The sequence below is a fragment of the Flavobacterium sp. HJ-32-4 genome (assembly GCF_022532105.1).
In the GTDB taxonomy this organism is placed as follows: Bacteria; Bacteroidota; Bacteroidia; order Flavobacteriales; family Flavobacteriaceae; genus Flavobacterium.
The window spans coordinates 3,335,008-3,360,580 of the sequence record NZ_CP092832.1 but is presented as its reverse complement, the minus strand read 5'-3'; the positions used below and the strand labels follow the sequence as shown (position 1 = coordinate 3,360,580).

At 50.4% G+C, this 25,573-nt stretch carries 26 protein-coding genes; 12 read left to right on the top strand and 14 right to left on the bottom strand.

What is annotated here, in order from left to right; genetic code table 11:
* Positions 1-42 precede the first annotated feature (42 nt).
* The 3 genes from MKO97_RS14420 to MKO97_RS14410 form a co-directional block, all read right to left on the bottom strand.
* A complete protein-coding gene (locus tag MKO97_RS14420) occupies positions 43-264 on the bottom strand; it encodes a DUF2795 domain-containing protein (protein ID WP_022828503.1) in 222 nt (73 codons plus the stop codon).
* Positions 265-407: 143 nt separating this feature from the next.
* Complete coding sequence (locus MKO97_RS14415; RefSeq protein WP_241103908.1) at positions 408-980, bottom strand: cob(I)yrinic acid a,c-diamide adenosyltransferase; 573 nt, start codon at positions 978-980, stop codon at positions 408-410.
* Between the two features lie 53 nt (positions 981-1,033).
* Complete coding sequence (locus MKO97_RS14410) at positions 1,034-1,723, bottom strand: ABC transporter ATP-binding protein (protein WP_305879417.1); 690 nt, start codon at positions 1,721-1,723, stop codon at positions 1,034-1,036.
* A gap of 172 nt (positions 1,724-1,895) precedes the next feature.
* Here MKO97_RS14410 and MKO97_RS14405 point away from each other — a divergent pair, with 172 nt between their 5' ends.
* On the top strand, positions 1,896-2,564 hold the full coding sequence (locus MKO97_RS14405; protein ID WP_241103907.1) for a hypothetical protein: 669 nt from the start codon (positions 1,896-1,898) through the stop codon (positions 2,562-2,564).
* A gap of 50 nt (positions 2,565-2,614) precedes the next feature.
* On the opposite strand, the gene MKO97_RS14400 is transcribed toward MKO97_RS14405, so the two are convergent.
* Both MKO97_RS14400 and MKO97_RS14395 read right to left on the bottom strand, forming a co-directional pair.
* Positions 2,615-3,907: an ABC transporter permease gene (locus MKO97_RS14400; RefSeq protein ID WP_241103906.1), complete on the bottom strand. Its 1,293-nt coding sequence runs from the start codon at positions 3,905-3,907 to the stop codon at positions 2,615-2,617.
* Between the two features lie 8 nt (positions 3,908-3,915).
* On the bottom strand, positions 3,916-4,848 hold the full coding sequence (locus MKO97_RS14395; RefSeq protein WP_241103905.1) for an ABC transporter ATP-binding protein: 933 nt from the start codon (positions 4,846-4,848) through the stop codon (positions 3,916-3,918).
* A 109-nt stretch (positions 4,849-4,957) separates the two neighbouring features.
* Here MKO97_RS14395 and MKO97_RS14390 point away from each other — a divergent pair, with 109 nt between their 5' ends.
* Together MKO97_RS14390 and MKO97_RS14385 are read left to right on the top strand one after the other, a co-directional pair.
* Positions 4,958-5,206 (top strand): DUF6364 family protein, encoded by a 249-nt coding sequence (locus MKO97_RS14390; protein WP_241103904.1) that lies wholly within the window; start codon positions 4,958-4,960, stop codon positions 5,204-5,206.
* Positions 5,203-5,619, top strand: a complete 417-nt coding sequence (locus MKO97_RS14385) for a PIN domain-containing protein (protein WP_241103903.1) — start codon at positions 5,203-5,205, stop codon at positions 5,617-5,619. The genes MKO97_RS14390 and MKO97_RS14385 overlap by 4 nt, the downstream gene beginning before the upstream one ends.
* A gap of 136 nt (positions 5,620-5,755) precedes the next feature.
* Here the strand turns inward: MKO97_RS14385 and dnaJ are convergent, their stop codons facing one another.
* From dnaJ to MKO97_RS14365, 4 genes are all read right to left on the bottom strand, one after another.
* Positions 5,756-6,868, bottom strand: a complete 1,113-nt coding sequence (dnaJ, locus tag MKO97_RS14380) for a molecular chaperone DnaJ (RefSeq protein WP_241103902.1) — start codon at positions 6,866-6,868, stop codon at positions 5,756-5,758.
* 12 nt (positions 6,869-6,880) lie between these two features.
* A complete protein-coding gene (locus tag MKO97_RS14375; RefSeq protein ID WP_371820404.1) occupies positions 6,881-7,438 on the bottom strand; it encodes a nucleotide exchange factor GrpE in 558 nt (185 codons plus the stop codon).
* Between the two features lie 169 nt (positions 7,439-7,607).
* A complete protein-coding gene (locus tag MKO97_RS14370) occupies positions 7,608-8,525 on the bottom strand; it encodes a TIGR01777 family oxidoreductase (protein WP_241103901.1) in 918 nt (305 codons plus the stop codon).
* A 60-nt stretch (positions 8,526-8,585) separates the two neighbouring features.
* A complete protein-coding gene (locus MKO97_RS14365; RefSeq protein WP_241103900.1) occupies positions 8,586-9,044 on the bottom strand; it encodes a DUF4442 domain-containing protein in 459 nt (152 codons plus the stop codon).
* A gap of 189 nt (positions 9,045-9,233) precedes the next feature.
* On the opposite strand from MKO97_RS14365, the gene MKO97_RS14360 reads away from it, so the two are divergent.
* The 6 genes from MKO97_RS14360 to MKO97_RS14335 all read left to right on the top strand — a co-directional run bounded on the left by MKO97_RS14360 (position 9,234) and on the right by MKO97_RS14335 (position 15,323).
* The gene (locus MKO97_RS14360; protein ID WP_241103899.1) at positions 9,234-9,689 is read left to right on the top strand and encodes a DUF4870 domain-containing protein; all 456 of its coding nucleotides are present in this window, start codon (positions 9,234-9,236) and stop codon (positions 9,687-9,689) included.
* Positions 9,690-9,779: 90 nt separating this feature from the next.
* Positions 9,780-10,118 carry a PadR family transcriptional regulator gene (locus MKO97_RS14355; protein WP_241103898.1) on the top strand — a complete coding sequence of 113 codons (339 nt, stop codon included), beginning with the start codon at positions 9,780-9,782 and terminating at the stop codon, positions 10,116-10,118.
* Complete coding sequence (locus MKO97_RS14350; RefSeq protein ID WP_241103897.1) at positions 10,115-11,854, top strand: PspC domain-containing protein; 1,740 nt, start codon at positions 10,115-10,117, stop codon at positions 11,852-11,854. Before MKO97_RS14355 ends, MKO97_RS14350 begins: the two co-directional genes overlap by 4 nt.
* A 5-nt stretch (positions 11,855-11,859) precedes the next feature.
* Positions 11,860-12,585 carry a head GIN domain-containing protein gene (locus MKO97_RS14345; protein ID WP_241103896.1) on the top strand — a complete coding sequence of 242 codons (726 nt, stop codon included), beginning with the start codon at positions 11,860-11,862 and terminating at the stop codon, positions 12,583-12,585.
* A 102-nt stretch (positions 12,586-12,687) separates the two neighbouring features.
* Entirely contained in the window at positions 12,688-14,547 is a 1,860-nt protein-coding gene (locus MKO97_RS14340) for an ABC-F family ATP-binding cassette domain-containing protein (RefSeq protein ID WP_241103895.1), read from the top strand.
* A complete protein-coding gene (locus MKO97_RS14335) occupies positions 14,547-15,323 on the top strand; it encodes an O-methyltransferase (protein WP_241103894.1) in 777 nt (258 codons plus the stop codon). Before MKO97_RS14340 ends, MKO97_RS14335 begins: the two co-directional genes overlap by 1 nt.
* A gap of 621 nt (positions 15,324-15,944) precedes the next feature.
* On the opposite strand, the gene MKO97_RS14330 is transcribed toward MKO97_RS14335, so the two are convergent.
* The 4 genes from MKO97_RS14330 to MKO97_RS14315 all read right to left on the bottom strand — a co-directional run bounded on the left by MKO97_RS14330 (position 15,945) and on the right by MKO97_RS14315 (position 19,221).
* On the bottom strand, positions 15,945-16,424 hold the full coding sequence (locus tag MKO97_RS14330) for a hypothetical protein (protein WP_241103893.1): 480 nt from the start codon (positions 16,422-16,424) through the stop codon (positions 15,945-15,947).
* A 302-nt stretch (positions 16,425-16,726) separates the two neighbouring features.
* Positions 16,727-17,524: an IS3 family transposase gene (locus MKO97_RS14325; protein ID WP_256463654.1), complete on the bottom strand. Its 798-nt coding sequence runs from the start codon at positions 17,522-17,524 to the stop codon at positions 16,727-16,729.
* Positions 17,525-17,639: 115 nt separating this feature from the next.
* Positions 17,640-18,191, bottom strand: a complete 552-nt coding sequence (locus tag MKO97_RS14320) for a transposase (protein ID WP_241102823.1) — start codon at positions 18,189-18,191, stop codon at positions 17,640-17,642.
* Between the two features lie 226 nt (positions 18,192-18,417).
* Positions 18,418-19,221 (bottom strand): hypothetical protein, encoded by an 804-nt coding sequence (locus tag MKO97_RS14315; protein WP_241103891.1) that lies wholly within the window; start codon positions 19,219-19,221, stop codon positions 18,418-18,420.
* Between the two features lie 393 nt (positions 19,222-19,614).
* Here MKO97_RS14315 and MKO97_RS14310 point away from each other — a divergent pair, with 393 nt between their 5' ends.
* Positions 19,615-22,023, top strand: coding sequence for a S9 family peptidase (locus tag MKO97_RS14310; protein WP_241103890.1), 2,409 nt, complete (start codon positions 19,615-19,617; stop codon positions 22,021-22,023).
* Between the two features lie 77 nt (positions 22,024-22,100).
* On the opposite strand, the gene MKO97_RS14305 is transcribed toward MKO97_RS14310, so the two are convergent.
* Positions 22,101-23,069: an ABC transporter ATP-binding protein gene (locus MKO97_RS14305; protein ID WP_241103889.1), complete on the bottom strand. Its 969-nt coding sequence runs from the start codon at positions 23,067-23,069 to the stop codon at positions 22,101-22,103.
* A 171-nt stretch (positions 23,070-23,240) separates the two neighbouring features.
* Here MKO97_RS14305 and MKO97_RS14300 point away from each other — a divergent pair, with 171 nt between their 5' ends.
* The gene (locus MKO97_RS14300) at positions 23,241-23,912 is read left to right on the top strand and encodes a TetR/AcrR family transcriptional regulator (protein WP_241103888.1); all 672 of its coding nucleotides are present in this window, start codon (positions 23,241-23,243) and stop codon (positions 23,910-23,912) included.
* The gene (locus MKO97_RS14295; RefSeq protein ID WP_241103887.1) at positions 23,909-25,573 is read left to right on the top strand and encodes a peptidase domain-containing ABC transporter; all 1,665 of its coding nucleotides are present in this window, start codon (positions 23,909-23,911) and stop codon (positions 25,571-25,573) included. The genes MKO97_RS14300 and MKO97_RS14295 overlap by 4 nt, the downstream gene beginning before the upstream one ends.

Genomic DNA, 25,573 nt, shown 5'->3' with positions numbered 1-25,573 from the left:
AGCCTCTAAATGAGACTTTTTCAGGTGTTTTTTTTATTTTTTCTAGTACTCGTCCTCGTTCCAGAGATAGTCCTCGTCCGTTGGATAATCGGGCCAAATCTCTTCCATGGATTCGTATATTTCGCCTTCATCTTCTATCGACTGCAGGTTCTCGACGACTTCCAACGGTGCCCCGGCACGGATTGCATAGTCGATGAGCTCATCTTTGGTTGCTGGCCACGGGGCATCACTGAGATAGGATGCCAATTCTAATGTCCAATACATCGCTTTAAGATTTTTGAATTTAATGCAAAAATAAATTTTTTACTGAAAATGCCAAGTAAAATGATCTTTATTTTGGAAAGGCAAGAACGTAGTGTTTAAAAAGTTCTTAAAACCTTGTAAACACTGGGCTTGGCGATGAATTTTCAGTCCTTTTGCGGAATCCATTTCACCTCGTCGGCGCCAACCTCTTTCGACAACATCCGTGCCAGCACGAAAAGGTAGTCAGAAAGGCGGTTCAGGTACTTCAATACCTGCTCGTCAACGGGCTCCTCATGACGTAATTGCACCGCAAGTCGCTCGGCACGGCGGCATACACAGCGGGCCACATGACAATATGACACGGTTGTATGGCCTCCGGGTAGCACAAAGTGCGTCATCGGGGGCAGGGCTGCGTCCATCCGGTCAATTTCGGTTTCCAGGAAAAGGATGTCGTCTTCGGTGATGCCGAGATTCTTCAGGCGCCGTTCGCCGTTTTTCAATACTTCCTTTTCGGGTGGCGTGGCAAGTTGGGCGCCTACCGTGAACAACCGGTCCTGGATACGTATCAATACTTCTTTATAAAGAGTTGGGAATTCCTGGTCGCGCACGAGTCCAATCCATGAGTTGAGCTCGTCGACCGTACCGTAACAATCGATCCGGATGTGGTCTTTCGGTACACGGGTTCCGCCAAAAAGTGCCGTGGTTCCGGCATCGCCGGTTTTGGTATATACTTTCATAGCCTTGGGTTCCGGAAGAGACCTGAGAAGCCATTCCGGTTCGGTTTAGGTGTCTATTTGTTGGCTGAGTCGCTTTCAATCATCCCGTCCCGCAGACGGATAACCCGCTTGGCATACGCCGCGATGTCTTCCTCGTGCGTTACCAGAATGACGGTATTTCCCTGGGCGTGTATCTCGTTAAAGAGCGCCATGATTTCCACCGAGGTCTTACTGTCGAGGTTTCCGGTAGGTTCGTCGGCGAGGATGATGGACGGTTTATTCACTAACGCACGTGCAATGGCGACGCGCTGCCGTTGTCCACCCGATAACTGGTTCGGCTGGTGGTCCATCCGGTTAGCGAGGTCGACCTGGGTCAACACTTCACGGGCACGGGCGTGGCGGTCGCTTTTTCCATAACCGGCATACACCATCGGCAACGCGACATTGTCGAGTGCGGTGGTGCGCGGCATCAGGTTAAAGGTCTGGAAGACGAAACCAATTTCCTTGTTTCGTATTTCGGCCAATTCATCGTCGTGGAGCGTACTGACGTCCTGCCCGTTCAGCACATAGCGTCCGGAGGTGGGGGTGTCAAGGCATCCCAACAAATTCATCAGGGTCGATTTGCCAGAGCCGGACGGCCCCATCAATGCGACATATTCGCCTTTTTGGATATCTAAGTCGATGCCTTTCAGCACCTCAAGCGTTTCACCGCCCAGTTGGAAATTCCGTCGGAGTCCGCGGATTTCAATCAATGATTTCGACATATGCCGGATTTTCAATAAAAGTAGCTAAAAATAATGTGTCCGCCCAATTGTACTTCTGTTACACTCCCAACGGCAATATCGGTATTTTGTAACGAAACGCGGTGTATCTGCAACATCCCTGTTTCCCACTGCCACTACCTTTACCTCTGTTAACAATAACATCCCACCCATCATGAAAAACATGTCCCTTTATGCCCTTGCGGCTTTATCAATGGCCTTTGTTTCGTGCAAAAGCGAAACGGAGAAAGAAGCAGAGAAAACCCTTAACCAGTATACGTCCTTTACCGATTCGGTTCGTTCATTGGCCGTTGCCGATGCCAAGTCGAACTGGGCTGCGATCGAAGCGTCTTACCAGGCACGCGCCACGGCAGCCGATAGTGCCGCCGCTGCACTTCGCGATGATGCGTCCGCAAAAGACCGACTGGACGCCGGTCGCGAGAAATATGAACAACTTAAAGCACAGGTGAATGCCGAGCTTGAGAAAGAGGCTACGCCAAGTCGCCCTCAGGAATTGCGTGATGCGTTCTTCGGCGCGGGTAAAATCGGTGCTGATATGGACTTCAGTTGGGTAAACAAGGACAACATCCTTCGCGTTTATAACGACTTTTATAACGAGTTCGACAAGAACAAAGACAACTACTCACGTGAAGATTTCGATGAAATCAAAGCGATGTATGAGGCGTTGGATGCCCATAAGAACACGGTTGAGAAAGAAGGCCTTACATCACATGATAACCGCAAAATTGCAGAAATCAAGTTGAAATTCGCCCCGAAATTCAAATGGGAACGTATGGGCGCCAAAGCAAACGAAAACCAAAAGGCAAAAGATGCGGCGGAATAAACGTCGGTAATCCCCATCTAAGAAAGAGCAGTCCAAACGGGCTGCTTTTTTTAGTAGCGCATCCAGCGGATCAGTTCTTTCCACGTCGGTTTTTTGCCATACATCAGGATGCCCACTCGGTAGATTTTGGCGGCGAACCATACAACACCGTAGAACGTGCCATATAAAATCACAATCGACACGACTACCTGCCACCACGGCACGCCAAACGGTAACCGCATCAGCATCACGATCGGTGAAGTGAGTGGAATGAACGAAAATACGGTGGCGACGGTGCCATGCGGGTCATTGATGACGGTAAAAAAGCCAATATACACACCCAGTACCAGCGGCATCACAATGGGAAACAGGAACTGCTGGGAGTCGGTCTCGCTATCGACCGCGGCGCCAATGGCCGCGTAAAAGGAGCTATACAAAAAGTAACCACCGACGAAATACACCAGGAAACAAACGGCCATGCCGAATAGCGGAAGGCTGCTGAGTTCGCGTATTGCCGACGGCCAGAAACCGGGTTCCTGCGTGGCAGTGTGTGCGGCCGTACTTTGCGTGGTGGCTACATCAAGACCGAAGAACTGTGTGGCCACGAACAACAAGGTGAAACCGACCACAGCCCAGATGGCGAACTGCAACACGCCCGCCAATGACGTGCCGATGATCTTGCCCATCATCAGGTGAAACGGCCGAACCGAAGAAATGATGATTTCGATGATACGGTTCGTTTTTTCTTCGATGACACTGCGCATGACGAAGTTGCCGTAGATGATGATGAACATCATGATCAGGTAGCCGAAAAGCCCGCCGGTGGCCGCCTTGAACCAATTAAGCCCTTTCATCGAGTCGGTGCCGTCCGCTTTTTTCATGTGGATGGAAACGTCGGCCTGCGCCTGCCGGATGGAGATGGAATCGAGTCCGGTTCGCGCGTAATTCGCCTTGGTCAACCGTTTTGAAATGGTGTTTTCCAATCCGCCGATGAACTCGATGCCCGGGTCATCATTGGAAATGAACTGGATGTTCTCTGCGAGTTTTTTCGGGTCTTTTTCGTTCGGGATGACCAACACGCCGTCCAGCCGTTCGCTGAGGATGCTGTCTTTGACGGTTTGCAACGGAAGAGTGGAAACATTGTGGAAATGGAACTCGTCGGAATTTTTGAAATCGCCCACGAAAAGTCCCGAAGCGTCGTGCACCGCGATAAACTTCGTATCGGCTTTCATCGTGCTGAGGAAGCCAATGAGGAGGGCGATGCCGACGAAGATCAGCGGACTCAGGAAGGTCATGACGATAAATGCCTTGTTGCGTACTTTGGCATTGAATTCGCGACGGATGATAAGAGAAAGGACGCGCATAAGTCGTATTATAAGGTAGTGCCGTTGGTAACGGTTTGGATAAAGATGTCGTTGACACTCGGAATTTTCTCGACGAAGTGGGTGACCTCGCCGCGGCCCGTCAACAGGGCCAACAACTCGTTCGGTGTGGCTTTTCCGAGTTGGATATCGAGTTTCACATCGTCGTTCAACGAACGGAACTGCGTGGGTGCCACGGTAAAATGCTGTGTCAGGTCGTACATAAGCCCTTCGATGTTGGGCGTTACGATGCCGACTTCATACGTATGGGTACGGTAGCGGCGCTTCACCTCCTGGAGCGGGCCTTCGATCAGTTTGTTGGATTTGTGGATGAGGGCGATATGGTCGCACAGTTCCTCCACGCTTTCCATGCGATGGGTGGAAAAAATAATGGTGGAGCCCTGTTCCTTGAGGGCAAGAATTTCATCTTTGATCAGGTTGGCATTCACCGGATCGAAGCCCGAGAAGGGTTCGTCGAAAATGAGCAATTTCGGACGGTGAAGCACCGTTACGATAAACTGTATCTTCTGCGCCATCCCTTTCGAAAGCTCCTGGATTTTCTTATTCCACCAGCCTTCCACACCCAGTCGCTCAAACCAAAAGTCGAGTTGCTTCTTGGCCTCCGCGCGGTCAAGCCCTTTTAGCTGCGCGAGATAGAGGCACTGTTCCCCCACCTTCATGGTTTTGTAGAGTCCGCGTTCTTCCGGAAGATATCCAATGTGCTGCACATCGTCTGGCTTCAGCGGTGCCCCGTCGAGCCACACCGAACCTGAGTCTGGCAAAGTGATCTGGTTGATAATCCGTATAAGCGAGGTTTTCCCGGCACCGTTCGGACCCAGGAGTCCGTAAATACTGCCCTTCGGGACGGAAAGGGAAACCGAGTTAAGGGCGGTATAGTCGCCGTATCGTTTGACGACGTCGCGAACGTCGAGTATGATAGACATGTGTATATGTTTGGAAGGTAAAGTTAGGGGAAGTTCGGTAGTTTCGGAAATTCCATCATGAAGCGACGCATTTTTATAAAATACGTATCTTTGAAATAAAAACACGTATATGACAACCAAGCTTACCTTGACCGTCGAGAAAGCCGTGATAGACCGGGCCAAATTATATGCCCGGAATACAGGCCGGAGCTTATCGGAGCTTGTAGAACGGTATCTCGAGACGATTACACTGGAGGAAGGAGATCGAGTGCTTTCACCTAAGCTTAAGTCGCTGGTCGGAGCGGTAAAACTGCCGGATGATTTCGACGAAACGACGGCTTTGAGGGAGGCGTTTGAACGCAAACATTTCCTGAAATGAGGATTTTCCTTGATACCAATGTCATCGTTGATCTGATCGCAGACCGTCAGCCGTATAGCCAGCATGCCGTTCGTATTTTTCAACGTGCCGAGCAGAAGCAGTTAGAGTTATTTGCGTCTTCCCACTCCCTTATCACCACACACTACCTCATGAGCCGGTATCTGGACGAGAAGGCACTTCGTGAGGTATTGCTTACCCTCCTTGACTTTTTAACGGTGCAGGATGCGGATGCCGAACTCCTTCGGATGGCACTTCGCTCGGGTCATCGGGATTTCGAGGATGCGGTACAGGTCTTGTGCGCCGCCCGCATTGGGCAAGTCGATTTTATCGTGACCCGGAATTTGAGGGATTTCAAAACGAGCGAAATTCCGGCGCTGTCACCGGAGGAATTATGCCTACGTCTGGACTCATAAATACGCTAGGAAGAGGATCAAACCAACGTCATAAAAAAACCCACCCTTTTACACAAGTGCACAAGGATGGGAAAAATTGCTATGAAAAAGAAATTACTAGTTGCCTAGTAGGTCAAAAGTATATACTTTTTTTTAATTAGGAAAACATATCTTTCACTTTTTCAAAAAAAGATTTATCCGACTTTTCCGGGTTAGGGGTGAAGTTCGGATCGTTCAGTGCATTTTCGAAAAACTGCTTCTGTTCGCGGGTGAGATTCCGTGGCGTCCAGACGTTTATGTGCACCAGGAGGTCGCCGCTTCCGTAGCTGTTCAGGCTCGGGATACCCTTTCCTTTCAGGCGAAGTATCTTGCCCGACTGGATGCCTTCTTCCAACTTAATGCGCACTTTTCCGTTTACCGTATCGATATCTTTCGATACGCCGAGCGCCGCTTCCGCGATGCTGATGTATAAATCGAGGTGGAGGTTTTCCCCTTCGCGTTTCAGCGTCTCATGTTCCTGTTCTTCGATTACGACGATCAGGTCACCCGGAATGCCGTTGCCTGGGGCATCGTTTCCTTTATTGGAGACTTTCAATTGCATGCCATCTGCCACACCGGCCGGTATTTTGATCGATACCGTCTCGTCTTCGTACACCATACCATAGGCATCTGCGTTCGCCGGTTTACTTTCCAGTGTCTGGCCGGCACCACCACAGGTAGGGCAGGTAGACGCCGACTGCATCCGTCCCAAAATGGTGTTGGTCACACGCATGACCTGTCCGGAACCGTTACAGGTCGGGCAGGTTTTATATTTCACGCCCGGTGCCTGCACCTTGCGTTTGACTTTTACTTTCTTTTCGACGCCTTTCGCGATTTCCTCGAGCGTGAGTTTTACTTTGATACGAAGGTTGCTTCCCTTCACGCGTCGCTGGCCGCCTCCGCCTCCGAATCCGCCTCCGAAACCACCGAAGGCCCCTCCGAAGATGTCGCCGAACTGGCTGAAGATGTCGTCCATGTTCATGTTGCCTCCGTGGAACCCGCCGCCACCTTCGAATGCCTGGTGGCCGTATTGGTCGTAGCGCGCGCGTTTCTGGTCGTCGCTCAGCACTTCATACGCTTCCGCCGCGGCCTTGAAGTTTTCTTCCGCCTGCTTGTCACCCGGATTTTTGTCGGGATGGTACTCGATAGCTTTCTTCCGGTACGCCTTCTTAATCTCAGCGGCCGAAGCGCCTTTCGAGATGCCGAGTATTTCGTAATAGTCTTTTTTCATGGTCCTGGCGGATTAGTTTCCGATGACGACTTTCGGAAAACGGATGATTTTGTCGCCCAATTTATAGCCTTTCTCCAATACATCCACGATTTTGCCCTTTAATTCAGGTGTGGGAGCCGGAATTTGCGTGATGGCTTCTGCGAAATCGGCGTTAAAGGCATCGCCGGCTTTGATTTCGACTTCCTCAAGTCCTTTTGAGACAAGCGTGTTTTTGAATTTTTCCTGTATGAGTTCCACGCCACGCACCAGCTCGTTGTTTTCCGACTTGCGGATTTCGATCATCGCACGGTCAAAATCGTCGAGCACCGGCAACAGCGCCTGCAGTACTTCCTGGTTCGCGGTTTTGAACAGGTCGAGGCGTTCTTTTGCCGTACGCTTCTTATAGTTTTCGAATTCGGCGAACAAACGCAGGAATTTATCCTTCTCTTTGGCGAGATCCTCTGACAATTTTTCCTCTGCTGTCAGGCTTTCGGCTGTCGGAAGGTCTTCCTGTGGGGCCTCGGCCGTCGGTTGTCCGTCCATTGTAATGTCTTCGTTTTCCTGTGATTGCGCGTTCTTTTCGGTTGCCATCGGTATAGAGATATGTATTTTTTAGCGTAAAATCGTTGTATACGTCCGCTTGTTGGCAAAAGTACTGCCAAACGGAGAAGGAGTGCCAAATTGTCACCGGGTGCTAGTAGACGAATGCACAATCCAACTTAGAAAGAGCATCCGAAGGTCACGAACGAATTTCGTCTGCTTACGCGTTGTCGTTGGTAAGCAGGTCGGAAAGGGCGGCGGGTAATAAAGGAAATTGGAAACGGTAACCGTGTTCTATCGCTTTTTCAGCACTTACCTTTTGGCTGGAAAAGACCAGTTGGCGCATTTCACCCAGTATCGGTGCCATGAGGAATTCGGGGATGTTGGGCAACCATACCGGACGATGGAGGGTTTTTCCGATTTGCCGGATGAGTTCCGTTTGCGTCACCGGATGGGGCGCCACGGCGTTGAACGTCCCCTCCCAGCCGTTTTCGAGTGCCGCGAGGTAAAGTCCAACCATATCATCAAGATGGATCCACGACTGCCATTGTTTTCCGGAACCGAATGCGGCGCCGAACCCATAGCGCACGGGTGCCACCAGTTGCTCGAGTACGCCTCCTTTTTTAGAGAAAACGAGTCCGGTGCGCAGTTTAGCGACTTTAATAGAAAGAGTACGGAAGCGGTCAGCGGCCTGTTCCCATTGCAACACGACATCACCCAGAAATCCCTGATCGAAGGCGAGGTCGCTTTCGTGGTAGAGATGGTCAGGGTGATCGGCATAAAGGCCAATAGCCGAGGCGGAAACGAAATGGCGTACGGAGTGGTGGGGAAGGGTGCGAAGTACTTTATATAGGAGTTCGGCGGATGCGATACGGCTATCGCGGATTTCCTGTTTGTAGGTCGCCGTCCAGCGTTTCGCGATAGAGGCGCCGGCCAGGTGCACGATGGCATCCACACCTTCAAACGCCTCGGGATCGAGTTCTTCTGTGGCGACGTTCCAGAAAAAGCGTTGGGCGCCGGGAAGTGGTCTCCCGCTTTTGGACGTCGTGAGGTAGCAGACTTTATGTCCGCGGCTGCGCAAGGCGGCCACCAAAGCCGTTCCCACAAGTCCGGTTGCGCCAGTGATCAGAACCTTCATGGATGCTCTTTTGGTAAAGGTACAACGTCTGCCCCTCGGCAAAACTTAAAAAGCCCCCATTTATTGTCGGGTTTTGACTTTCACCGTCCATTCAAATTCAAAGCGCGAAACGGTTTCACCCTGTTCGTTGACACCTTCCGACCGCATCCACAGCGTTTGTCCTTCGCCGGTTTCGATGGCTTTGGCGATGGTTTCGGCAATGGCACGTCCGTCGTCGCACCGGAATCGGATACGTCCGGTCGCTTTTTTCGTGAATACGGAACGGTTCTGCGCTACCAACATCGACAAATTAGCCCCACTGCTTCGAATGGCGGCGATGACCAGTGCGCCCGTTGACAGTTCCGCCGCCATGGCCTGCACGGCAAAATACATCGATTTGAACGGATTCTGGTTGATCCAGCGGTGCCGAACCGAAACGTCGCAACGCGCGTCAGAGATGTTTTTCACCCGTACACCACACAAAAAGGCAGACGGCAACTTAAAAAACAGGAAGCGGTTGAATTGGGCTGTTGTGAGCATGGAGGTCAGTATTTACGGGCAATTTAGCGTTTTATCCGCATATAAGCGGTATATGTTAAATAAAAGTTAACATACACTACTTTGTATTGCATAATACCTTCCAATCGTCATATCTTTGTATAAGAAATTAATGAGCTATCTATAGTAGTCTGGAGTTTCAATCATCATCAATCACAATCTATCATCGTCATGCAACGAACCAACGAACAACAAATCGCGACTTTCACCCACATCAGTGCCTTGTCGCAGTTCCTGATCCCGTTTGGCAATTTCATCCTGCCGATCGTGATCTGGACGTCCAATCGCGAGCGGTCGGCCTATATCGACCAGCAAGGGAAAGAGTGCATCAATTTCCAACTGAGCAGCTTCCTCTACCTTCTTATCTGTGCCTTGGTCGCCGTGCCGACATTTCTCTTCGCACTTATGTCGGGAGGCGAGCTGCACCGCCACGGGCACCACTTTAACATGCACCACATGGAGTGGTCGTTTACGGAGGTCAGTATTCCGCTGGTGGTCGCGATCGTCGCCGTCATCCTCGCCGGTCTCATCAAAGCGGCCGAGGTATTGCTGACGATCTATGCGGCGGTCAAGACATCGGGAGGGGATGACTTCCGGTATCCGGCGACCATCCGCTTCCTAAAATAAACCGTCGACGCGGAGGCTTCATCACCCTCGAGCGTCACTGTATAATTCATCATCAAAAAACGGACATTAATCCAAAATCAAAATGGCATCATGAACATTGAAAACACGAAAGCACAGATGCGCAAGGGTGTTCTCGAGTTTTGCATCCTCTCGGTACTAAAAGAGCGGGATGCCTACACCTCCGAGATACTCGATACCCTTAAAGGCGCTAAGCTGTTGGTTGTGGAAGGCACGGTCTATCCGCTGCTGACCCGCCTGAAAAACGACGGGTTACTCAACTACCGTTGGGAAGAATCGACCTCCGGGCCGCCTCGTAAATACTACGGCCTGACCGAAATCGGACACACATTTCTTAAGGAACTGAACGGCACCTGGACCGAACTTTCCGACGCCGTCAACATTATCACCAATCAAAAACACGAATCATGAACAAGACAGTCAATATCAACCTGGGAGGCATTTTCTTCTATATAGATGAAGACGCTTACCAACGCCTTAGCCGCTACTTCGACGCCATTAAACGGTCGCTGAACCGTTCGGCCGGCCAGGACGAGATCATCCGCGACATCGAAATGCGTATCGCTGAACTGATCTCAGAGAAACACACCCATCCGAAACAGGTCATTTCGATGAAGGAAATCGAAGAAGTGATTGCTGTGATGGGCCAACCTGAGGACTATCGCCTTGACGACGAAGGGGCTGCGCCGCAACCGAACACGCCTTTCTACTCGCCGCGTGCGACCCGTAAATTGTACCGCGACCGCGAAAACGGCATCATCGGTGGTGTATTGGCCGGCCTGGGGCACTATTTCGGCATCGATAAGGTATGGCTGCGTGTGTTGTTCGTGATACTGTTGTGCGTATTCGGAACGGGTATAATCGCCTATCTGGTTATGTGGATCGTAATGCCGGAAGCGGTGACGACTACCGAGAAACTGGAAATGCGCGGGGAGCCCATCACCATCAGCAACATCGAACGAAAAGTACGGGAGGAAATCGAAGGACTTTCCGAGCGGTTTCGTAACGCCGACTACGCCCAGATGGGTGACAGCATCCATAAAGGTGCCACCAAAGTAGGCTCGACCATCGGAGATATCTTCATCAGTATTTTCAAGGTGTTCGCAAAAATCATCGGTTCCCTCATCATCCTGGCCTCACTGGCCGTGATTGTCAGCCTTCTGATCGGTGTGTTCACCCTTGGTTCAACCGCCTTTGTGAGCTTCCCGTGGTCATCGTTCGTAGAACAGGGCAATTTCGGGGAGTATCCGATCTGGTTGTTCGGACTGGTCATGTTCTTCGCCGTGGGAATCCCGTTCTTCTATTTCTGCCTGCTGGGCTTCAAACTGTTGGCGCCGAAGATCAAGTCGCCGGGTGCTATCATCAATTTCGGACTGCTGGCCGTGTGGATCATCTCGACCGCGATTGCCATCACCTTTGGTGTACGCCAGGCAACCGCTTTCGCCTTCGAAGGGAAAACCCTTAAAAAGGAAGAGTTGGTATTGGCGCCGGCCGACACTCTCGACATCAAGTTTGTGCACAACGACAGTTACGCCAACTCTACGAATGAGTATGACGATTTCCGTATCGAGCTCGACGGCTCTGACCATGAGATGATTTACTCGAACGACGTCACCCTTGATGTGCGTCCGTCAGACGATGACAAGGCCTACATTCAGGTGCAGCGCATCGCCCGGGGCAGTTCGGTGAGTGACGCCCGTCGCACGGCTGAAAAGATCGTGTATGGGTATAAATTCCAGAATAATGACGTACTTTTGGATAACTACCTCCTGACCGATATACGCAACAAGTTTCGCGACCAGCAGGTGGAAGTGGTGCTGTATTTGCCAAAAGGAACGAAATTCCGCGTCGACAAATCGGTTACGGACCGTGATCGCTCAGACGACGCCTTCTTCAACCTCCACTGGAGTGACGACAGCTACACCTACCGTGTCGACAAAGACCGCGTACGTTGTCTGGATTGCCCACCAAGTGAAGACGAGTATAACGATATAGACGATCCCGAATCAGTGGAAGTAAGCGATTCGACCGGCACCATGACCGTAAAAGTCCATACCGATGGCGACATCCGGGTCGAAACGACCACCCAATCGTCAGGTAAAGGGCTTACGACCGACCAGGATGGAAAAATAGTACCTAAAAAATAACGAGTATGGTCCGCATCATCATCTACACCATCAAACTGATCGTCGTCGCGCTGGCGGCCTTGGTTTTCACCTCCTGCAATCCCGGCGTTCGGGGCAACGGCCAGAAGGTCACGGTTGACCGCAATGTTACCGAGTCGTTTGACCGGGTTGAGGTAGGAGAGGGCATCGAACTCGTTCTCACGCCTTCCAACGACACCCGCATCACCGTCGAAACCGACGCGAACCTGATTAACATGATTACTACTACCGTAGAGAAAGGCACCCTTCGTGTGGCGGCTACGGGTAACATCAGTTCGACCGAAGGCATCAAAGTCTCGGTCAGCCTACCCAAACTGCGGGGCCTTACCGCCCACAGCGCGGCCCACGCCCATTCGACGGCCACGTTCGTCACACCGGAAATCGCCGTGAAAAGCGAGAGCGGTGCCTCTTTAGAGTTGGCAGTCGAAGCCGATGATATCTCAATTGAAACGGCAAGCGGCGCTAATGCCACCGTTCGCGGGAAGGCACTGCGTCTTCAAACGGCCTCTTCCAGTGGCAGTAACCTTGACGCGGCAGGACTCGACACCAACGATGTGACCAGTTCGGCCGACAGCGGCAGTACGACCGTCGTCAATCCGATCTTGACGCTTGTGGCGGAAGCCGATAGTGGCGGCAACGTGCGCTATGTGAGCACTCCGAAGAACAAGCTGAACAAACAGGAGGATTCCGGCGGCAGCGTTTATAAGAACTAAGAGAGAAGCATCCGGAAGGGTGCTTTTTTTGTATGGGACGATCTCGGGCAAAACGCGCGCTTTTCGTTACTTTTGCCGACTATCCGGATTAAAGAAACCACTGTGAATTACCTTTCCGTCGAGAGCATCTCCAAATCGTATGGCGAACGTACCCTGTTCGAAAACATCAGTTTTGGGATCAACAAAGACCAGAAAATCGCCTTCATCGCCAAAAACGGGACGGGGAAGACGACGATCATGAACATCCTCACCGGAAAAGACGAACCGGATAACGGCCAGGTCGTGACGCGGAAAGACATCCGGATGACATTTTTGTCGCAGGTGCCGGATCTGCAGGACGACCTGACGATAGAAGAGAGCATCTTCGCCTCCGACAATGAAACCCTGAAGGTGATTGCCGCCTATGAACGGGCGCTGGAGAACCCGGCGGATGAAGAGGCCTACCAGAAAGCCTTCGACAAGATGGACCAGCACAATGCCTGGGACTTCGAAACGCAGTTCAAGCAGATCCTTTTCCGGTTGAAGCTCGACAACCTGAAGCTGAAAGTACGGGATTTGTCGGGTGGACAGAAGAAACGTCTTTCCCTTGCCATCATCCTCATCAACCGGCCCGACCTGCTGATTATGGACGAGCCCACCAACCACCTGGACCTCGAAATGATCGAGTGGCTGGAAAGCTATTTCGCTGCCGCACCCATCACCCTGTTCATGGTAACGCACGACCGTTTCTTCCTGGAGCGTGTGTGCAATGAGATCATCGAGCTTGAGAACGGAAAGCTATATTCCTATAAAGGCAACTATTCGTATTACCTCGAAAAGAAAGAGCAGCGCATCACCTCTGAGAACGCCAGTATCGACAAGGCCAAGAACCTTTTCGTGAAGGAACTCGACTGGATGCGGCGCCAACCCAAGGCCCGTACGACCAAGTCGAAGTCGCGGCAGGATGACTTTTATGTGATCAAGGAGAAAGCGATGAGCCGCCGCCGTGACAAGCAGGTCGAACTCGAGATCAATATGGAGCGGATGGGCAGTAAGGTCATCGAACTGCACCGCCTGGGCAAAAAGTTCGGCGATAAAGTCATACTCGACGGCTTCTCCTATGATTTCCAACGGGGCGACCGCGTGGGCATCATCGGCAAGAACGGTTCGGGGAAATCGACCTTCCTCAACATCATCACCGGCACCCTGCCACCCGATTCAGGTAAGGTGATTACGGGTGAAACCATGAAGATCGGGTATTACACCCAGTCGGGTATCGATCCCAAACCGGGGCAGAAAGTCATTGATGTCATCAAGGAATTCGGCGAATACATCCCGCTGATGAAAGGACGCACGATCTCGGCCGGGCAGTTGCTCGAGCGTTTCCTGTTCGACCGCAAGAAACAACATGATTATGTTGAGAAACTGAGCGGGGGCGAACTAAAGCGGTTGTACCTCTGTACGGTGCTCATCCAAAACCCGAATTTCCTCATTCTCGACGAGCCTACCAACGACCTTGACATCGTGACGCTGAACGTGCTCGAGAACTTCCTGATTGACTACCCGGGTTGTTTGGTAGTCGTTTCGCACGACCGGTATTTCATGGATAAGATCGTCGACCACCTGTTTATCTTCCGGGGCGATGGGGTGATCGAGGATTTCCCTGGCAATTACTCGGATTTCCGTGCGTATGAAGACAGCGCCGAACCGTCGAAAGACGACGCGCCGAAGGAAAAGAACAACTGGAAACAGCAGCAAAAGTCGGCCGGTTTGTCGTTTAACGAGCAGAAAGAGTTCCAGAAAATCGAGCGTGAGATCAAAGACCTCGAGTATACCCGCAAGGAAATCGAGCGGCAGTTTTCGGAAGGAACGATAGCCGATGCCGATATAGCGGCCAAAGCGGTGGAGCTGCAGCGCATCATCGCCGAATTGGAGGCGAAGGAAGAGCGCTGGTTCGAATTATTGGCCAAAATGGAGGCGTGATGGGATTCCGCTTCTGGGCATACCTGCGTTTTTTGTGGCACTCGAAGAACGAACACGGCGTGCATTCGCCCTTCGTGTTTTCGCTGGTCACGAAGTGCTTCTATGACACGTCAGGATACCCCGAGTATACAACCCTTGGCCGCTTCCGGTCCGATTTACTGTCCGACCATCGCCTGGTGGATGTCACCGATTTCGGGGCCGGGTCGAACGTCTTCAAATCGAACCGACGGGCGGTGTCGGCCATGGCCCGGCATGCGGGAATTTCGCCCAAACGGGCCCGGTTGCTTTTTCGGCTAGTGCGGTATTTCCAACCGGATACGATATTGGAGATAGGCACTTCGGTCGGACTCGCCACTTCGGCGCTGGCCCTGGGTAAACCCGACGCCCGTGTGATCACGGTGGAAGGTTGTCCGGAAACAGCGGCGGTAGCAGCGGCCCATTTGCAGGCAGCCGGACTGGCGAACGTTACCGTCGTCAACGCCGAGTTTTCGTCTTTTCTTTCCCAGCCACTGGCTTTTCCGACGCCCCGACTGGTGTTTTTCGACGGACACCACACCGAAGCCGCCACACTCGCCTATTTCGAAGCCTTGTTACCCTACGCAACCGACGATTCCGTGTGGATTTTCGACGATATCCATTGGTCGCCAGGGATGGAGCGCGCGTGGGACGCGATCAAACGCCATCCGGCCGTGACGGTGACGATGGATACCTACCAATGGGGGGTGGTGTTTTTTCGGACAGGGCAGGCGAGGGAAGATTTTGTGATTAGGAGTTAGGGGAGAGGAGCAAGGAGCAAGTATCGGGGAGCAAGAAGGAAGGAGAGAAGAGAATGTAGCGTTCTGTGTTGGATTCGTGCACTCAAGAAGACACTTTAGGTTTGCTTCTTGTCCCTTGATACTTGCTCATCTCTCCTCCCCACTTATAAAGTACAGCATTCCATGCGCAAAACCTGAATGCCACTCTCAAAGTAAAACATGCCAGTCGCAAGGTATGATGATCCACTTTCAAGGGATTCCTTTCCATTCTCACCATGACATGTCTTTCAATAAAGTAGAGCGTGCCATTCTCACAACGACATGCTCAACAATCCGATCTTCTTAAGCCGCTCTCTTCGAACCCGTAAGTTAGTTGGCTTAGGATATGTTCAATTTCAACGTTCATGCCGGACGATGAAATAGACTAATCCCAATGCGCCAACCAACATTACGACATATCCCACCGCTACATTTCGGGTAGTATATCTTTCGGAAATTACATGGCTATACGGCCCTTTGAATCCGCTGGACATCCAGAAGAATGCGCCGCCGATCCAAATTGCCGTTATTTTTGAAGCGAATGGTTCTTTTGCCATGGAATACTTTTAGTAGGTAGTTAAAATGCGCACGCAAGCGGCGATTTCACAACCATTTTTTTTCACTTTCGGTGGCGTCGAGAATGTCGATCCCGAAGATCGACCGGAACCTTTGGGCTTTGTCGAACGCGTCTGATTTGTCTTTGGTTTTATAGAACGTTATGTGTTTGTTTCTGTCAAAAAACAAGTTGAGTAAAATGATATCGGTTTGCAGCGTCGCTTCTGCCGTCACGACCCGGACGGTTTGGTTTTCTTTCGTTCTGAAAACGGAGACATACTCGAATTGCGGGCAGGGCCGCCATTTTCCCATATGAAACCCAAAAAGGGATTTTATGTTTCGATAGGTATGGGTATCGAGATTGATCTGGGAGCCTTCCGTAGCAAGTAAATTCAATCCGAGTACCAGCAGGATAAGCCCCATTATGATACTCGAGAGCACCATCGCCACCAACCCTAGGGTTGCCAGGCTGAAACCCAGGAGTTGCTTCAACAAGGGAACGTCTTTTAAATACGTGATTGTGTTCATATACATTCAGCTTTTTGATAGGGGGAAGATAGTAAAAAAGAAGGTTTCTGGCGGCGGTGGCGCTAGCGGCGGCTTTGTGTTTAAGGCATGGATAGGAAATGCGCGCTTTCGGTTTTTTACCAGAGGTACCATCGGTCGATCTACGGTAATTTGTCACCATCTGATACTTTATCCATACAGTATCCATACAGTATCCATACAGTATCCATACAGTATCTATACAGTATCCCGGCAGTTTGTCGCGTCCTAAAATAGCTATACAGATTACTAAATAAATCCTGTTTTAGTTATACAAATGTAATTCATAATCCTAGGTCAGCTATACATTGAGATTTACTTTTGTTTTGTGTGTGATAGTTTTTCCATCGCTTTGTGAGCGGTTTTAAATTAAGGTGAGCCTCTTCCGGGGTTAAGTAGTTACAGCTCGCATGAGGACGTAGTTCATTGTAGGCCTTGATACTTTTCGCTATTTGATTCCCGGTTTGTTCAAAACCTAAAGAGCTGGTGTGCAGATTGAACTCTGTTTTGATGATGCCGTTTACCCTTTCTGCAATTGCATTCTCGTAAGGGTCGCCATTTTCTGTCATACTGATCCTGATGTTGTTTTGTTGTAGTAGGCTGACGTATAGAGCTGAGCAATATTGAGATCCCCTGTCAGAGTGATGCGTGATGGTAGCGTTGTAGGCACGATTGTCCAGTGCCATTTGCAGCGCTTGAACACAACCTTCAGCCTGCAGGTCACTACGAAAACTGTATCCCATGATTTTTCTTGAATAAGCATCGGTAATCAGACTCAGGTAGCCCCACTGGTTAGACATACGGATGTAAGTAATATCGCTTACCCAAACCTGCTCGGGCCTGTTTATCACTATATCTTTTATCAGGTTGCCATATTTACGCATCCAGTGGCGTGAATCGGTGGTGATGGCTTTTCGCCTGCGTTGGCGCACCAATAAACGATGTCGCTGTAAGAGATCGAAAAGGGCATCGCGGCCAATGCGAATTTGGTGTGATACCAACACCGGACCTAACAGATGAAGGAGTTTTCGGGTGCCCACACGAGGCAATGACTTGCGAAGCCTCTGCACTTCCTGAAGGATGATATCTTCCTCTATAAGCCCGTTTCCCTGCGCCAGAGCGTATCATAATACGCGTGTCGGGTTTTGCCAAACAGCCCACATAACATTCCTATTCCGCAACGCGGATAGTCTTGTTTCATTTTGAGGACTGCCTGGCACCAGGCTTTTTTCTGATATCAATTTTAAGCTGTTCTTCGGCAACATCGATAAGGGTGTTCAATGCCTTGATCTTCATCTCAGCTTCCTGCAGCGCCTTGCGGAGCGATTCGACTTCTGCAGCATCCTTCAGGGCGGGCTTCTTGGACATGACCGATGGGATTACAGTACAAATATCCACTTTTTCTTCCCTGTATTTCAAAAGCCAGGCACGAATCAACTTCGCGTCTTTTATACCATAAGCGCTACACGCTTCACTGATACTCATCCTACCCTGTTCTACAGCGCTGACAATGGTGCGCTTTTGCAATTTTGTATAGCTCCGGCGCTTTATCTTCTCGTGATAGTGACTCGAACCATATTTGCGCATCCAAATGCACAAAGTACTTTTTCCAAGGCCATAAATCCGGTTGGCCTCCTTGCGAGGCAAACCCGCCTCAACCTCACTTACAATCTTTGCAATTAATCGAGGATCAAAATGACTTTGTTTTCCCTCGTGCTGGCAATTAGCCAATTTTCCTTCTTGTTCCATACACTGAAAATTTGTGTATAGTTATTTCAGGACAAGACAATTCTCCAACTTGTGAGCTAACTGAATTAATTCATTGTATGCCAACATAGCCTTCCAGATAATATTAAAGGTGTAAGTCTGAAACTTGCTGCTAGCCTCTCGAGGCTTTAGTGCAGTGCGCGGAAGATAGAATTTCGAGTCTCTAACTCAACTGACCAATCACGATTAGCCGTTTTTAAGAAACGTATTAAAATCCATCATCTGGATATTTAATAAATCTAACGTCTTTTAAGCATCGGAGTAATCCATAAACGATATTGGTCAATTTTTCGTTGATTTTTAGAAAGATGTAATTATTCTCTCCTTTCATCTCTAGGAATTTATCATCTTTAAATATGAATTTCACCCCTTCGAATTCATACTCGTAATCTCTTCCTTTATAGTAACCTGCAGAATGAGAAACGCAATTTCTAAGTTTTGAGCAAAATTCAATAAACTTCAAATCTGCTTTCCTGTCAAAGGGATAACATTCTGTTTGAAGTTTGGATAAAAATTTGAATTTCCGAGATAATGGAATAAATGTCGTCTTGTGTAACTCGTTCAATAAGTTGCTTTTCTCAAATTCGGATAAGTTCCCACAAATTTTAAGTATCGTAAAATTAATTGCTTTTACAATTTCATCGAGACTTTCCTGACTAACAATTTCTTCAAAGCAGTGTGAAAGTGTTGTTTCAAAATTCGTAAAAGAATCCACGAATAGTTTCCTATTTAATTCATTGTGATATGAATTGGCAAGCAAATTGTGATCAGCAATTTCATATATTCTATCGATATGAGGTTTTAGTTCAATTATAGTTGAGTCAAACTTTATCCTACGATTTTTGATTTCTTCACTTATTCGGAAAAAAATTTTACCATGATAAAATTCACTTACAATCGAATATAAATTCTCGAAGTATGCTTTACGCACATCGTTTCTTGGAAGTTGTAGCTCATGAATAATTTCTTTTATATTAAGCGTTAAATCATGAAGTTTGTCAATATTACTCATTATTTTCTCGAGTGTCGATTAACATATCTCTAATTCTCAAATATACAAAATACCCTAAATCACCGATCTCTTCAAGATAATGGTATACAGCGCTTTGTGAATAACAACACGAAATCTGCATCGCATTTTTAGAATAAAACACCCAACTAACCACCCGACCACGTGTCCAGTGAAGTTAAGAAGATAGGAGGTTCGGAAGATTGGGAGATAGCAAGGTCCCAACTACCCCACACTCCCTCCCTTTTTTTATATTCGTAACAAAATAACGCTCCGACGACCAATAACCCCAGTAAAAACAACAGTCCCAACCCAACGATCTCCCCAACCAACAACCAACAACCTATAACCCAAAACCCAAAACCATCAACCCTGAACTATCAACCCTCAACCAAAATGAAAAAACACTTCCTCTCCCTTCTCCTTCTCACCGGACTCACGCTTTTCGCCCAGGAGAACCTGACGTTCCAGAAGCCTTCCGCTGAAATCCTGGCGCTAGCGGATTACCAACGCGCACCGTCGGTGACGATGGACTCGAAAAAGGAATGGATGCTGTTGTCGTATCGCGATACGTATAAATCGTTGGAAGACCTGAACCAGGAAGAAATGCGTTTGGGAGGCCTCCGTATTAACCCCGTGACCCATATCAGCAGCGCGACCACGTTCATCAACAACCTCAAAGTACGTCGGATTACGGGCAAAGAGGAAATCCAGGTGGCGGGCCTGCCGCGTAACCCCCGCATCACGAACCTGTCGTGGTCGCCCGACGAGACCAAAATCGCCTTTACGAACACCGTAAGCGATGGCACCGAACTTTGGGTGCTGGATGTAGCGTCGGCAAAAGCCACACGACTCACGGGTCCGACCCTGAACGCCGTCATGGGCAATCCGATCAGTTGGTTCCGCGATGGGAAAGCACTGCTGGTGAATGTGCTGCCGAACGAGCGTCCGGCGCTTATCGATTCGAAGAAAGACCTCCCCAAGGGCCCCACGGTTTCCGTATCGGACGGGTCCAAATCACAAAACCGCACCTATCCCGACCTCCTCAAAAACGCTACCGACGAGGCGAACTTTGAAACGTTGGTACGCTCAGAATTGCAACGCATCGCGCTTGACGGTTCCGCTTCGGTTTTCAAACCGGCCGACCTCTACGCCGGAGTGAACTTTTCGCCAGATGGCTCGCTTCTCATGGTCACCACCATCCGCAAGCCTTATTCGTATATCGTGCCCGTCAGCCGTTTCCCGATGCAGTCGGACATTTATGACTTGTCGGGACGTCTCGTCAAAACCGTCAATGAAGTACCGTTGAACGAAGTCATGCCGAAAGGGTTCATGGCGGTACGCAAAGGCAAACGCAGCATGGGATGGCGCGCGGATGAACCGGCTACGCTTTCCTTCGTTGAAGCGCTTGACGGGGGCGATCCGGCCAACCAGGTCGAATTCCGAGATGAGGTCTTTTTGTGGAAAGCCCCGTTCGACGCGGCCCCGGTGTCGCTGGTGAAACTGAAACAACGGTTCAGCGGGATGCTGTGGGGCAATGCGACCACGGCAATGGTGACGGAAGAATGGTATGATACGCGGAATGAAAAGTCGTTCCTGATCGATCCGTCGAAGCCGGGTGCGGCGCCGCGGTTGGTATCGGACCGGAATTCACAGGACATTTACTCCGATCCCGGACAGGTAGAAACCGTGCGGAATGCCTACGGCCGCTATGTGATGGCGATTGAAAACGGGAATGTCTTCCTGATCGGGGATGGGTTTACCAAAGAAGGACAGTTTCCGTTCATTGAAGAGATGAACCTGTCGAGCCTGAAGAAGAAACGCCTGTATACCTCCGTTTACAAAGATCGTAAAGAGGACTTGCTGTCGATCGAAGATTTCAAGAAAGGGAAGGTCCTGGTGATGCTGCAATCGGCGACAGATTACCCCAATTATTATTTCCGCGACCTGAGGAAAAAGACGTTGACGCCAGTAACGTCCTTTGCCAATCCGTTTGAAAGCATCCGGAATGTCTATAAGGAAGTCATTTATTACAAGCGAAAAGACGGTGTAGCCCTTTCGGGTACGCTGTATCTGCCCGCGGGCTATGACCGCATGGCCAAAAAAGAGAAACTGCCGTTGCTGATCTGGGCGTATCCAGAGGAATTCAAAGACCGGAACAGCGCCGGGCAAAGCAACAAGAACCCGAATGAGTTTACCTTCCCGAACTATGGTTCGTTTGTGTATTGGGTAACGAAAGGGTATGCCGTGCTCGACGATGCGTCGTTCCCAATCATAGGCGAGGGCACGACCGAACCGAATGACACCTTCCTTACCCAGTTGGTCGACGATGCCGCTGCCGCGATTGATGCGGTGGATGCGCTGGGGTATATCAACCGCAAGAAGGTCGCGATCGGTGGGCATTCCTACGGTGCTTTCATGACGGCAAACCTCTTGACGCACAGCAATCTTTTCGCTTGTGGTATCGCGCGAAGCGGGGCTTACAACCGCACCCTGACGCCGTTCGGGTTCCAGAGTGAGCAACGCAATTATTGGGAGATACCGGAGATCTACAACACCATGTCGCCCTTCATGAACGCCGAAAAGATGAAAACACCGCTTTTGCTGGTGCACGGAGACGCCGACAACAACCCGGGTACGTTTACGCTGCAGACCGAGCGCTATTTCCAGGCGTTGAAAGGACTGGGTGCACCCGTGCGGATGGTGCTGCTGCCGAAAGAAGCACACGGGTATGCAGCCAAAGAGAATATCCTGCACCTGTTGTGGGAGGAAGACCGGTTTCTGGAGAAATACCTCAAGGGCTAGGACAACGGTAATCGCTACCCACTGCCAACTGCGACTGCCCGCTGCGACTGTGACTGCGACTGCGACTGCCACTCATCCTAACCCCGCATCGTCACCACCTCCGGATCCACGGTGAGGCATACGTTTTCGCCTATCGGCAGCGGGAATGGGTTTTCGAAGAAGACCACCTGTTTGCCAAAGGCGGCCTTAACCAGATAGGTGTGGCCTTTGAAGTATTGCTGTCGCACGGTCACTTCCAGCGGCGACTGGTCGGTGAGGTAGAGTTCGGTGGCGTAGAGCAGCAACGTTTTATCTTCCGGTGCGATCGGGTTGAAGACGCGTGTGGGCAGTTCGTTGACTTCACCAAACAGCGAGGCCACGTACTTGTTGCGCGGCTTGAGGTAGACATTCCGCGCCGTGTCATGCTGCACCGTCATGCCGTCTTTCAGCACCAGGGCCTGGTCAGAGAAGGAAAGCGCGTCGATACTGTCGTGGGTGGCGATGATACACGAGATGCCTTTCGCCTTGAGGTAACCGAAGAGATTCCGGCGGAGGGCGCCTTTGCGGAAGCTGTCGATGTTACTGAACGGCTCATCCAACAACAACAACTGCGGTTCGAGCGCCAACACCCGGGCGAGTGCCACGCGTTGCTGCTGGCCGCCGCTGAGGTATTGGACCTTGGTGCGGGCCCATTTGGTCATTTCGACCATTTCCAGTAATTCCCAGATGCGGCGTTCTTTTTCGGCCGGATCGGTGTTCGACAGGTATTTACCTACGTTTTCTGCAGCGGAAATATAGGGCATGAGGTCAAAATCCTGCGCGAGGTATTTCATCGAGGCCATACCCGGAATGAGGTGGAATTTCGGTCCGAGTACAGGTTCACCGAAATGGAAAATCTCGCCCTGGTCAAGGTCGTAGAGTCCGTAGATGAGCTTGAGCAATGTACTCTTCCCGCAGCCGCTTTCTCCGATTATTGCCAGGTTTTGTCCGGCTTCAAGGGTAAAACCGATGTTTCGGATGACCGTTTCTTTTTCGTAGGCAAAGGCGATGTGGTGTACGTGGAGCATTGGCGTGAAATCAGGGCGCAAAGGTACGTATTCACCCTAAAAAGGGAAGGGGTGAAATGGTTTTTCACCCTCGTAAACCGACGGACAAACGCTAAAGTTATATTAAAAAATAGGAAGTGTGTTATAATTGATAGTAATACTATTAATTTTGACATGTCTTATATCGATGCTATGTCTTTATCTTCCATCAAAATAAATGTGTGTCCGAATCTCTTCGTGAAGGATCCGGAGACCTCCCAATTGGGACGAAGGATCGTTACGGAGAGCATCCTGCTCATCGATGAGCTCGGTTTTGACCATTTTACCTTCAAGAAACTGGGCGAACGGATCGGCTCGAATGAAAGTTCGATTTACCGTTATTTCGAGAACAAACACCGTTTGTTGATATATTTGTCGTCGTGGTATTGGAGTTGGATGGACTACCGTCTCACGCTCGGCACTGCGAATATCGATCATGCGGGGGAGCGGCTTCGGCGGGCGGTAGCCGTGCTGACTGGAACCGTGCACGATGACGACGATACCGAACACATCGATGAATCGATCCTGAACCGGATCATCGTAGCCGAATTTACGAAGACGTTCCTCACGAAAGAAGTCGACACCGAAAACAAAGACGGTTTCTTCCTTCTCTATAAAAACGTCATCAACCGCCTGGTCGGTTTCATCCAGGAAGCGATGCCCGATTACGCTTATCCGCGCAGCCTTGCCTCGTCGATTGTGGAGGGGTCGCTGCACCAGCATTTCCTGAAAGACCACCTGAAAACGATCACGGATTGTTCCGACCACGTGAGTCCTGCCGAATTCTATGTTGACCTTATCGCCAAACTGCAAGCCACATCATGACACCACTTAAACGTTTTTTCAGCCTGTTGAACCTTGACCGGCGCGACATTTCCCAAATCTTCTTCTACGCTATCGTGGCGGGGGTCATCAGCCTTTCGTTGCCGTTGGGTATCCAAACGATCATCAACTTTATCCAGAGTGGGCGCGTGAGCGTGTCGTGGATCGTGCTGGTGGTCATCGTGGTCGGAGGCGTAGCCCTTGTGGGTTTGATGTCGCTTATGCAGTTGCGCATCACCGAGAACCTGCAGCAGAAGATCTTCGTCCGTTCGTCTTTCGAATTCGCCTACCGCTTGCCGCGATTGGTCTCCCGCCAGCGCCATAGCGACATGTACCTGCCCGAACTTGCCAACCGTTTCTTCGACACGCTGACCATCCAGAAAGGTGTCGCGAAGTTGCTGCTCGATTTCTCGGCGGCTTTGTTGCAGATCAGTTTCGGCATCATCCTGCTGTCGCTTTATCACCCCTTCTTTATTGTATTTGGACTGGTATTGCTGCTCGTGCTGTATCTTTTATTGAAGGTCTCGTACCGCCCGGGTCTTGAGACCAGCCTGATCGAATCGAAGTACAAATACCGCGTGGCCGACTGGCTACAGGAAGTGGCCCGTAACCAGTCGACCTTCAAGGCGCCTTCGAGTTTCCGATATGCTTTGGGCAAAAACGACGAATTGGTAGGCGGCTACCTCAGATACCGCGAGAAACACTTTAATGTGTTGAAAACGCAGTTTAGCCGTTTGATTGTTTTCAAAGCGCTCATCACGGCCGGGCTGTTGCTGATTGGTGGATTCCTCGTTCTGGACCAGCAAATGAATATTGGCCAGTTCGTGGCGGCGGAAATTGTCATCATTATGGTCATCAGCTCGGTGGAGAAAATCATTATTGGTTTTGAATCGCTGTACGATGTATTGACTGCGGTCGAGAAAATCGGCCAGGTTACCGACATGGAAATGGAGCCCGAAGAAACCCCTGATGTCGACCCGATCCCATCCGGAAAGTTGTCGCTTGAGGTGGAAGGTCTTCGTTTTCGCTATCCCGACGCCGAGCGCGATACCCTGAAAAACCTATCGTTCCGGATTGACCCGGGCGAGAAAATCATCCTCCGCGGCGTGAACGGGTCAGGTAAGACGACGCTGTTGCGTATCCTTTCGGGCCTTTTGACGCCTTCCTCGGGGTCTTTTCTTTACCAATCCGATACCTTCCATAAGGTGGATATCCATACCTATCGCTCCGCCATCGGCGTCATCGTACATGGTGAAACGCCGTTTGAAGGCACCATTCTCGACAACATCACTTTTGGCGATCCCTCCATCAGTGCCGAGGATGTTCGGTGGGCCGTAGATGCGGTGCAACTGGGCAGCTATATCAAAACGCTACCGGACGGACTTGAAACGAAAATCCTGCCCGAAGGCAAACAACTGTCGTTCTCAAATGCGCAGAAGATCTTGCTGGCACGAAGCATCGTACGCAAGCCTTCCATGTTGTTCTATGAAGACCCGACCGACCGTATGGATACGGACGCCGCCAACGCCATTATCGATTTCCTTTGCTCGAAAGAGCATCGATGGGCGCTTGTGGTGGTGTCTTCCAATAACCGCTGGGTACAGCGTTGTACACGTTATATTACGATGGAAAAAGGCAAGATCATTGAAGACCAAAAAAACTAG

Excerpts from the sequence above, each read along its gene's own strand:
- MKO97_RS14370 (WP_241103901.1), bottom strand. The coding sequence starts at position 8,525 with ATGAAGGTTCTGATCACTGGCGCAACCGGACTTGTGGGAACGGCTTTG.
- MKO97_RS14295 (WP_241103887.1), top strand. The coding sequence starts at position 23,909 with ATGACACCACTTAAACGTTTTTTCAGCCTGTTGAACCTTGACCGGCGC.
- MKO97_RS14335 (WP_241103894.1), top strand. The coding sequence starts at position 14,547 with ATGGGATTCCGCTTCTGGGCATACCTGCGTTTTTTGTGGCACTCGAAG.
- MKO97_RS14420 (WP_022828503.1), bottom strand. The coding sequence starts at position 264 with ATGTATTGGACATTAGAATTGGCATCCTATCTCAGTGATGCCCCGTGG.
- MKO97_RS14350 (WP_241103897.1), top strand. The coding sequence starts at position 10,115 with ATGAACAAGACAGTCAATATCAACCTGGGAGGCATTTTCTTCTATATA.
- MKO97_RS14365 (WP_241103900.1), bottom strand. The coding sequence starts at position 9,044 with ATGCTCACAACAGCCCAATTCAACCGCTTCCTGTTTTTTAAGTTGCCG.
- MKO97_RS14405 (WP_241103907.1), top strand. The coding sequence starts at position 1,896 with ATGAAAAACATGTCCCTTTATGCCCTTGCGGCTTTATCAATGGCCTTT.
- dnaJ (WP_241103902.1), bottom strand. The coding sequence starts at position 6,868 with ATGAAAAAAGACTATTACGAAATACTCGGCATCTCGAAAGGCGCTTCG.
- MKO97_RS14300 (WP_241103888.1), top strand. The coding sequence starts at position 23,241 with ATGTCTTTATCTTCCATCAAAATAAATGTGTGTCCGAATCTCTTCGTG.
- MKO97_RS14355 (WP_241103898.1), top strand. The coding sequence starts at position 9,780 with ATGAACATTGAAAACACGAAAGCACAGATGCGCAAGGGTGTTCTCGAG.
- MKO97_RS14390 (WP_241103904.1), top strand. The coding sequence starts at position 4,958 with ATGACAACCAAGCTTACCTTGACCGTCGAGAAAGCCGTGATAGACCGG.
- MKO97_RS14320 (WP_241102823.1), bottom strand. The coding sequence starts at position 18,191 with ATGGAACAAGAAGGAAAATTGGCTAATTGCCAGCACGAGGGAAAACAA.
- MKO97_RS14305 (WP_241103889.1), bottom strand. The coding sequence starts at position 23,069 with ATGCTCCACGTACACCACATCGCCTTTGCCTACGAAAAAGAAACGGTC.
- MKO97_RS14330 (WP_241103893.1), bottom strand. The coding sequence starts at position 16,424 with ATGAACACAATCACGTATTTAAAAGACGTTCCCTTGTTGAAGCAACTC.
- MKO97_RS14385 (WP_241103903.1), top strand. The coding sequence starts at position 5,203 with ATGAGGATTTTCCTTGATACCAATGTCATCGTTGATCTGATCGCAGAC.
- MKO97_RS14310 (WP_241103890.1), top strand. The coding sequence starts at position 19,615 with ATGAAAAAACACTTCCTCTCCCTTCTCCTTCTCACCGGACTCACGCTT.
- MKO97_RS14360 (WP_241103899.1), top strand. The coding sequence starts at position 9,234 with ATGCAACGAACCAACGAACAACAAATCGCGACTTTCACCCACATCAGT.
- MKO97_RS14375 (WP_371820404.1), bottom strand. The coding sequence starts at position 7,438 with ATGGCAACCGAAAAGAACGCGCAATCACAGGAAAACGAAGACATTACA.
- MKO97_RS14395 (WP_241103905.1), bottom strand. The coding sequence starts at position 4,848 with ATGTCTATCATACTCGACGTTCGCGACGTCGTCAAACGATACGGCGAC.
- MKO97_RS14345 (WP_241103896.1), top strand. The coding sequence starts at position 11,860 with ATGGTCCGCATCATCATCTACACCATCAAACTGATCGTCGTCGCGCTG.
- MKO97_RS14400 (WP_241103906.1), bottom strand. The coding sequence starts at position 3,907 with ATGCGCGTCCTTTCTCTTATCATCCGTCGCGAATTCAATGCCAAAGTA.
- MKO97_RS14415 (WP_241103908.1), bottom strand. The coding sequence starts at position 980 with ATGAAAGTATATACCAAAACCGGCGATGCCGGAACCACGGCACTTTTT.
- MKO97_RS14315 (WP_241103891.1), bottom strand. The coding sequence starts at position 19,221 with ATGAGTAATATTGACAAACTTCATGATTTAACGCTTAATATAAAAGAA.
- MKO97_RS14410 (WP_305879417.1), bottom strand. The coding sequence starts at position 1,723 with ATGTCGAAATCATTGATTGAAATCCGCGGACTCCGACGGAATTTCCAA.